Annotated in this window: 2 protein-coding genes; both read right to left on the bottom strand. The window is 33.5% G+C overall.

Annotation, left to right across the window (positions count from 1 at the left end):
• On the bottom strand, positions 1–251 hold a 251-nt coding region (locus FDW96_RS02750), incomplete at its 3' end, for a hypothetical protein (protein WP_137365187.1).
• The coding region (locus tag FDW96_RS25160) for a hypothetical protein (protein WP_212732845.1) at positions 238–508 on the bottom strand (271 nt) is incomplete at its 5' end. The genes FDW96_RS02750 and FDW96_RS25160, both read right to left, overlap by 14 nt.

The raw sequence follows: 508 nt of genomic DNA, 5'->3' as shown, positions 1-508 counted from the left end.
GCTTTTGTCAAATCAGATTCACTAGATAAATAAAACTCCGAAGCATACTTTTTTGACAAAGTGTGAAAAGCATGCCCAAAGTAAAGTTTACCTTTCTCGCTTGCATGATTTGCTTCATTAAATTCTAAATACATTACTGACACTTTTTCCTTTGCTGTATCTGAATCTTTCTCTTTTTTAAGTTTTTCAGTAACTTTTTTCACAACTTCTTCTAGCTGTTTTTCATCAAATTTAATATTAATTGTTTCCATTTACTCCTCTTTCTACAATGAAGACGTCGCCTTGTCTTGTAATTTCAATATTATATTTAAGCATAGGCAGGATCCAACCTTTACCCCAATAGCTCCATAATTCGCTTATCAAGCCATATAAGCACTCGTTAGGCTCTGCCCTATACTTTGTTTCGTTCATTTCCTCAAGCTCTTTAGATAGCTTTCTGACACCTCTAGCGTAATGTTTACTAGCTTTTTCTTCTGCCCTTAAACTTTTGTAGTTGCTTTTCATATAT

Origin of the sequence: Citrobacter sp. TBCS-15 (assembly GCF_005280815.1) — a bacterium.
GTDB classification, from domain to species: Bacteria; Pseudomonadota; Gammaproteobacteria; order Enterobacterales; family Enterobacteriaceae; genus Citrobacter; species Citrobacter werkmanii.
Note: the sequence above shows the minus strand (reverse complement) of the source record. Positions and strands in the feature narration are given on the sequence as shown.